General features: G+C 68.9%; 7 protein-coding genes. 3 read left to right on the top strand and 4 right to left on the bottom strand.

All coding sequences use genetic code 11. The annotated features are described in order from the left end of the window. Window positions 1–37: 37 nt before the first annotated feature. The 4 genes from P409_RS22230 to P409_RS22215 form a co-directional block, all read right to left on the bottom strand. Window positions 38–1348, bottom strand: coding sequence for an NRAMP family divalent metal transporter (locus P409_RS22230; RefSeq protein ID WP_052121162.1), 1311 nt, complete (start codon window positions 1346–1348; stop codon window positions 38–40). Window positions 1349–1448: 100 nt separating this feature from the next. Beyond that, on the bottom strand, window positions 1449–2033 hold the full coding sequence (locus tag P409_RS22225; protein WP_034843796.1) for a hypothetical protein: 585 nt from the start codon (window positions 2031–2033) through the stop codon (window positions 1449–1451). Window positions 2034–2047: 14 nt separating this feature from the next. Next, on the bottom strand, window positions 2048–2356 hold the full coding sequence (locus P409_RS22220; protein WP_034843794.1) for a hypothetical protein: 309 nt from the start codon (window positions 2354–2356) through the stop codon (window positions 2048–2050). Window positions 2357–2456: 100 nt separating this feature from the next. Then, a complete protein-coding gene (locus tag P409_RS22215; protein ID WP_202964762.1) occupies window positions 2457–3719 on the bottom strand; it encodes a cation:proton antiporter in 1263 nt (420 codons plus the stop codon). 236 nt (window positions 3720–3955) lie between these two features. On the opposite strand from P409_RS22215, the gene P409_RS22210 reads away from it, so the two are divergent. From P409_RS22210 to P409_RS22200, 3 genes are all read left to right on the top strand, one after another. After that, the gene (locus P409_RS22210; protein WP_034843793.1) at window positions 3956–4462 is read left to right on the top strand and encodes a ferritin-like domain-containing protein; all 507 of its coding nucleotides are present in this window, start codon (window positions 3956–3958) and stop codon (window positions 4460–4462) included. Between the two features lie 35 nt (window positions 4463–4497). Next, on the top strand, window positions 4498–5538 hold the full coding sequence (locus P409_RS22205; RefSeq protein ID WP_081991703.1) for a manganese catalase family protein: 1041 nt from the start codon (window positions 4498–4500) through the stop codon (window positions 5536–5538). A gap of 78 nt (window positions 5539–5616) precedes the next feature. Further along, a complete protein-coding gene (locus P409_RS22200) occupies window positions 5617–6786 on the top strand; it encodes a zinc-dependent alcohol dehydrogenase (protein ID WP_034843792.1) in 1170 nt (389 codons plus the stop codon).

Below are 6786 nucleotides of genomic sequence, written 5' to 3'. Positions count from 1 at the left end.
ACCCGCACCGCGTCGCCATAAACGAGCATGACGGGCCTCAGAGGAACCAGGTCGCCACCAGCCCGGCGCTGGCGGCGAAGATGATCGCGGTCGTGGCCCAGCCCAGCAGGGCGACCACCGGGCTGTTCACCTGGTCGCCCATGATCCGGCGGCTGCCGGTCATCAGCATGATCAGCAGCATCAGAGGCGGCGTCGAGAAGCCTTGGACGATGCCGGACCAGACCAGCGCTTTCATCGGGTTGAAGCCGAGGAAGTTCAGCCCCATCGCCACCAGGGTGAAGCCGGCGATGGCCAGGTAGAACGCCTTCGCCTCCGACGGGCGGGCGTGCAGGCTGTGCTTCCAGCCGAGGGTCTGGGCCAAGTCGTAGGCGGCGCCCGTGGTCATCACCGGCACCGCCAGGAAGCCGACGCCGATCACGCCGGCGGCGAACAGGATGCCGGCCGCGTCGCCGGCCAGCGGGCGCAGCGCCTCCGCCGCCTGGGCCGCGCTGCTGATCTCGGTCTGCCCGGCGGCGTGCAGCGTCGATCCGGTCGACAGGATGATGAAGTACATGATGAGGTTCGAGAAGATCATGCCGGCCAGCACGTCGGTACGGGTCCGGCGCAGCTCGGCGTCGGTCGCGCCCCGGCGCTGCGCCAGGGTGCGCCGGCCCATCTGGATCTCCTCCTCGACCTCCTCGTTGGATTGCCAGGTGTAGAGATAGGCGGAGAGGGTGGTGCCGATCACGGCGACCAGCATGGACAGGAACTCGGCGTCGAACCGGATCCGCGGCACCAGCGTGCCGACGATGGTCGCCGTCAGGTTCGGCCTGGCCAGCACCGCGGCGCCGACATAGGCGAGAAGGGCGAGGGCCAGCCAGCGGAAGACGTTGCGGATCAGCGCATAGGAGCCCCAGACCTGCAGCGCCAGGATCGCGGCGGTGACCGCGACCACGATCGCCGCGAACGGGACCGGCAGCAGCAGGCCGATCGCCGCCGCCATGCCGCCGAGATCGGCCGCGGCCTCGATGGTGTTGCCGATCAGCACGCCGATCAGCGCCGGGACCAGCACCCAGCGCGGGAAGTGGTCGCGGATGACATGGAACAGGCCGCGGCCGGATACCTGCCCGAGCTTGGCGGACAGGTAGACCACCGCGAACATCATCGGCAGCGTCGCCGGGGCGGTCCACAGGAAGGAGGGGCCGAGCGCGGCGCCGGCGCTGGCATAGGTGCCGATGGCGGAGGGGTCGTCGTCGGCGGCCCCGGTGATCAGCCCCAGGCCGAGCACCCGGAGCGCGCCCTGCCGGGGCGGCTGACCGGCGGGTTCGGCCGCGGGATCCGAGGATATGCGGCCGCCGTCGTCGGGCATTGCCGGACCACCTTTTCGAGAGAGATCGCGGCCGGCGTGTCGCCGGCCTCAGGGTCAACGGGCCGTGGCCGGATTGCATTCCGGCGGAACGGCTCTCATGTCAGGGCCGCCGCCGGATCTCGGATCCGCCCGGGACCAGACGGCCCCGGGCGGCCCGCAGCCCGCGCCACAGCTCCTCGAGATAGGGCAGCAGCTCGAACAGCAGCGCCGCGGCCAGGACGGCGGCGATATACGCCACCGGCAGCGGCTCCCGCTTCCAGGTCAGGTCGAAGCGCGCCGGCTCCGGCCCCGCCCCGAACAGCGCCAGGAATTGCGGCCAGTGCAGAACGGCGACGAAGGCTGCGGCCATCAGCGGCAGCAGCTCCAGGAAGCTGTGGACATGCTGCTCGAACGGCGTGACCTCGCGCCGGGTGACGGCATAGCTGACATCCCACAGCGCCGTCGCCTCATGCGCGAAGAAGGCGACGATCATCAGCGCGATGATCAGGGCGTTGATCTCGAGGAACAGGGCGGCCAGCAGGGGCACCGCCATCTCGGCAAACATCAGCAGGTGGATCAGGGACTCCTTCGCCCCTGCCGTCGCCTCGATCTTCGTCGCGCGGTGGCACAGCCAGTCGGCGAAGCCGGCGACGAACCACAGCGGCAGGATGAACCAGAGCAGGACCGCGAGCGCCGGGTCCGTCATACCGGCATCCGGGATCAGTGTCGGACGAATTTGTTGAAGCGGCTGACATGCCCGTCGGCGGTGCGGTCCTGGTACAGGAAGGTGAGCTTGGCCTCGTCGAACTTCTCGAAGAACTCGTCCCAGGAGATCTCTTCCAGCGCCTCCTCCCGCTTCTGGCCGTCGCCGACGAAGTCGAAGCGCAGGATGCCGGCCTCGTCGTCACCCCGGGCGGTGCCGCGGACGGTGGCGGGAACGGCCTTCCGCTCTTCCGCCCAGCGCCGGATCGTGTCGTGGTCCCGCGTCTCGTGAGCCTCGCTCTTTCCGCCGTGCTGCTGCGTCGCCATGGGGGCCTCCTGGTGATGGTCGTGCTACCGGGCCAATGGTTCGTGTCGAAGGGCGGTTCCGAAGGGCCGACGTCCCGTGCGCCGGCCATTTCATGCCTGGTCATGATTTTCCGACAGTCCCCGCGGTGCCATGGGCGCGGCGGCGCCGGTCCGCCCAGGCCATGAGCGGTGTCGAGGCCACTCCATGCAGCAGGATCGAGGCCAGCACGGTGAAGGAGGTGATGGCCCAGAGGCGGCCGGCGTCCGGAAAGTCCGCCCGCCCGAGTGCATAGGCCATGTAGTAGAAGGTGCCCAGCCCGCGGATGCCGAAGAAGGCCATCAGGCCGCGCGCCGCGGGCGGCAGGGGCGTGCCGATCAGGCTGGCCCAGCCGCAGACCGGGCGGATGACCAGCAGCAGGGCGGCGCCCGCCAGCGCCTCCGGCCAGCCGAGCCGGTCGAGCGCCCCGGTGCCGACGGCCACGCCGAACACCAGCAGCACGAGGACCATCAGGACACGCTCGATCTGCTCGGAGAACTCGGCCATCGCGCCGTGGAAGTCGCTGCTGCGATCAGTCGCCCGCAGGGTCACCGCGGCGATGAAGACGGCGACGAAGCCATAGCCGGCCGTCAGTTCGGTCAGGCCGTAGGAGATCAGGGTGACGCCGACCGCGACGAGGCCGTCGCCGGTGCGCGACAGCTTCAGGCGCGGAAGCCGGAAGGTCAGCCAGCCGAAGACGCGGCCGGCGGCATAACCGATCGCCGCGCCGCAGCCGACCCTCCAGGCCACGTCGACGGCCAGCCAATGGGGCCAGACGGTTCCGAACGGTGCGGTCGCGAGCGCCATCGCCAGCACGATGAAGGGGAAGGCGAAGCCATCGTTCAGCCCCGCCTCCGAGGTCAGGGCGAAGCGCACCTCGCCACCTTCCTCCTCCCCGGGCGGGCCGACCTGCACATCGCAGGCCAGGACCGGGTCGGTCGGCGCCAGCGCCGCCGCGACCAGCAGGGCTGCCGCCCAACCCAGGCCCAGGGTAGCCCAGCACAGCGCCGCCATCGCGGCGATGGTGAGCGGCATGGCGATGCCGAGCAGGCGGACCGTCGCCTGCCACCTCCGCCAGCCGAACGGGCGCTCGACCCGCAGCCCGGCCCCCATCAGCGCGATCAGGATCACGAACTCCGCCATGTGCTCCAGCACGCGCGGCTGGAGCAGGAATGCGGAGGCGCGTGTCATCCAGGTGCCTTGCGGCGCGGCGAAGCCGATGCCGACCGCGATGATCGGCAGCGACAGCGGCAGCCGGTTGACCACCATCGGCAGCCATGCCGACAGCAGCACCAGGAGACCGAGGATGAGGCTGATCACCGCCGGGGCGTCGATTGTCTCCAGCACCTCATCCTCGCCGGGATGAAGCGCGGATTGGTCGATCGATGCTCGTATGTCTCGGCATTCTGGACCAACAGCGGCATCCGTATTGCAGTTTCCTCTGTTTGACTTCCGCTTCGCTTCATTCTGCTGGTCTCAGATTTTTCTTCGGGTCTTCGAACGGGCGGCGCCACAGGCCTGTTGAGCCTTCAGTGCGCACCGGAGCAGCACGGCGCTCCCGCGCGGTGGAACAGGAGATCCCGATGACCGACCCGAAAGAACATCTGACGCATTGGCTGCGCGACGCCTATGCCATGGAAAGCCAGGCCGTCTCCCTGCTGGAGACCCAGATCAGCCGGCTCGAGACCTATCCCCAGGCCCGGGCGAAGGTGCAGGAGCATCTGCAGCAAACCCAGCGCCAGCGGCAGGACGTGGAGGATTGCCTGGCGAAGCTCGGCGCCGATCCGTCCGACCTGAAGGTCCTGGCCCAGAAGACCATCGCCAACATCCAGGGCATGTTCCATTCGATGAGCGAGGACGAGGTGCTGAAGCACGCCCTCGGCAGCTACGCCTTCGAGCAGTTCGAGGCCGGCAGCTACCGCATGCTGGCGGCAGCCGCCCGCGATGCGGGCGAGCCCGGCATTGCCGAGACCTGCGAGCGCATCCAGGCCGAGGAGGAGGAGATGGGCGACTGGATCTGGGAGCAGATGCCGACCCTGACCCAGGAGTATCTCAGCCGCTCCGAGGCCGGCGCCACGGCGAAGCGCTGAGCGTCACCTTCACCCTTCCTCCAGAAAGGTGGTCCATGTTCATTCATATCAAGCAGCTGCAGTTCAATGCGCGGGTCTCCGAGCCCGATCCGCGCTTCGCCAGGCTGCTGCTGGAGCAGTTCGGCGGCGGCAATGGCGAGCTCAAGGCGGCGATGCAGTACTTCGTCCAGGCCCATGCGGCGCGGAAGCCGTATCCCGACAAATACGACCTGCTGATGGACATCGCGACCGAGGAGCTGTCGCATCTGGAGATCGTCGGCGCCACCATCACCATGCTGCTCAAGGGCGTGAACGGCGAGCTCAAGGACGCGCTCGACGTCACCGGGCTGCCGAGCCTGTCCGAAGGCGGCAGGGCGGTGCGGGACGGGCTGATCCATGAAGCCCTGGCGATGCCGCATTTCGCCGTCCTCAGCGGCGGCGGCCCGCTGCTGGAGGACAGCCAGGGCAACCCCTGGAGCGGCGCCTATGTCAACGCCAATGGCGACCTGACGGTCGACCTCCGCTCCAACATCGCTGCCGAATCCCGCGCCAAGATCGTCTACGAATACCTGCTGAAGTTCACCGACGACCCCTATGTGCGCGAGACGCTGCGGTTCCTGATGACCCGCGAGATCACGCATTTCCGGCAGTTCGAGGCGGCGCTGGAAACGATCCAGCCGAACTATCCGCCCGGGATCCTGCAGGGCGATCCGCGCCATGTCGCGACCGCCTACAACATGTCGCAGGGCGAGGACCAGCGCGGCCCGTGGAACGAGGGCGCCCAGGCGCCGTTCGGCCGCGACTGGCTCTACATCTCCGACCCGATCGCCAATGTCGGGCTGACCCAGGGCGAATCCCTGCATGGCGATCGCGACGTCGAGGCTGACACCGATGGCGGCGATGTCGAGAAGGCGTTGAGCCGGCAGCGGAGCGAGGAGATCGCGGCAGCCGAGGGCGAGCCGGGAGATCCGTGGACGGGCTATGGCGATGTCCCGCGCCCGATGTCCTGGGACCCTTCGGACGACACGCCCGCCTCGGGCGGAAAGACCCGCGGCAAGAAGAACGGACACTCCGGCCGGGCCAGCCGGACCCATTGACCTTCGGCTGCCGGCCCCGGGGGCTGCTGACCCGGACCGCCGGCTTCCCTAAGGGGCGCATCACGAGGAGGCCGAGGCATGAAGGCCCTGTGCTGGCATGGCAAGGCGGATATCCGCTGGGACACCGTGCCCGATCCCGGGATCGAGCATCCGCGGGACGCGATCATCAAGGTGACCAGCTGCGCCATCTGCGGCTCCGACCTGCACCTCTATGACGACTTCATGCCCGGCATGAAATCCGGCGACATCATGGGCCACGAGTTCATGGGCGAGGTGGTCGAGGTCGGGGTGGAGAACCGGAAGCTGAAGGTCGGCGACCGGGTGGTGGTGCCCTTCACCATCTGCTGCGGCGAATGCGAGCAGTGCCGGCGCGGCAACTTCTCGGTCTGCGAGCGGAGCAACCGCAACGCCGAGATGGCGGCCAAAATGTTCGGCCACACCACCGCCGGCCTGTTCGGCTACACCCACCTGACCGGCGGCTATCCCGGCGGCCAGGCGGAATATGTCCGCGTGCCCTATGCCGATGTCGCGCCGGTGACGATCCCGGACGGGCTGACCGACGAGCAGGTGCTATTCCTCGGCGACATCTTCCCCACCGGCTGGCAGGCGGCGGCGCAATGCGACATCGAGCCGACCGACACCGTGGCGGTCTGGGGCTGCGGGCCGGTCGGCCAGTTCGCGATCCGCGCCGCGCTGCTGCTCGGGGCCGAGCGGGTGATCGCGATCGACAACGTGCCGGAGCGGCTGTCGATGGCCCGGGCCGCCGGCGCCGAGACGATCGATTTCGCCGAGGAGAGCGTACTGGACCGGCTGCGCGAGCTGACCCGGGGCCGCGGGCCGGAGAAGTGCATCGACGCGGTCGGGCTGGAGGCCCATGCCGGCCGGCCGGTCGATTCCATGATCGACCGCGCCAAGCAGGCCGTGATGCTGGGCACCGACCGGCCGCATGTGCTGCGCGAGGCGATCTATGCCTGCCGCCCGGCCGGCACCGTCTCCATCCCCGGCGTCTATGGCGGGCTGCTGGACAAGATCCCGTTCGGCGCCGCCATGAACAAGGGGCTGACCTTCCGCATGGGCCAGACCCATGTCAACCGCTGGACCGACGACCTCCTGCGCCGCATCCAGGACGGCCAGATCGATCCGTCCTTCGTCATCACGCACACCGAGCCGCTGTCGCACGGGCCGGAACTCTACAAGACGTTCCGGGAGAAGCATGACGGCTGCATCAAGGTGGTGCTCAAGCCCTAG

The sequence above is a fragment of the Inquilinus limosus MP06 genome (assembly GCF_000767795.1).
Lineage (GTDB): Bacteria > Pseudomonadota > Alphaproteobacteria > DSM-16000 > Inquilinaceae > Inquilinus > Inquilinus limosus_E.
The sequence above is the reverse complement of the archived record's forward strand: the minus strand, read 5'-3'. Positions and strand labels throughout refer to the sequence as shown.

Coding starts and splice junctions, on each gene's coding strand:
- P409_RS22230 (WP_052121162.1), bottom strand. CDS start 1,348: ATGCCCGACGACGGCGGCCGCATATCCTCGGATCCCGCGGCCGAACCC.
- P409_RS22225 (WP_034843796.1), bottom strand. CDS start 2,033: ATGACGGACCCGGCGCTCGCGGTCCTGCTCTGGTTCATCCTGCCGCTG.
- P409_RS22220 (WP_034843794.1), bottom strand. CDS start 2,356: ATGGCGACGCAGCAGCACGGCGGAAAGAGCGAGGCTCACGAGACGCGG.
- P409_RS22210 (WP_034843793.1), top strand. CDS start 3,956: ATGACCGACCCGAAAGAACATCTGACGCATTGGCTGCGCGACGCCTAT.
- P409_RS22205 (WP_081991703.1), top strand. CDS start 4,498: ATGTTCATTCATATCAAGCAGCTGCAGTTCAATGCGCGGGTCTCCGAG.
- P409_RS22200 (WP_034843792.1), top strand. CDS start 5,617: ATGAAGGCCCTGTGCTGGCATGGCAAGGCGGATATCCGCTGGGACACC.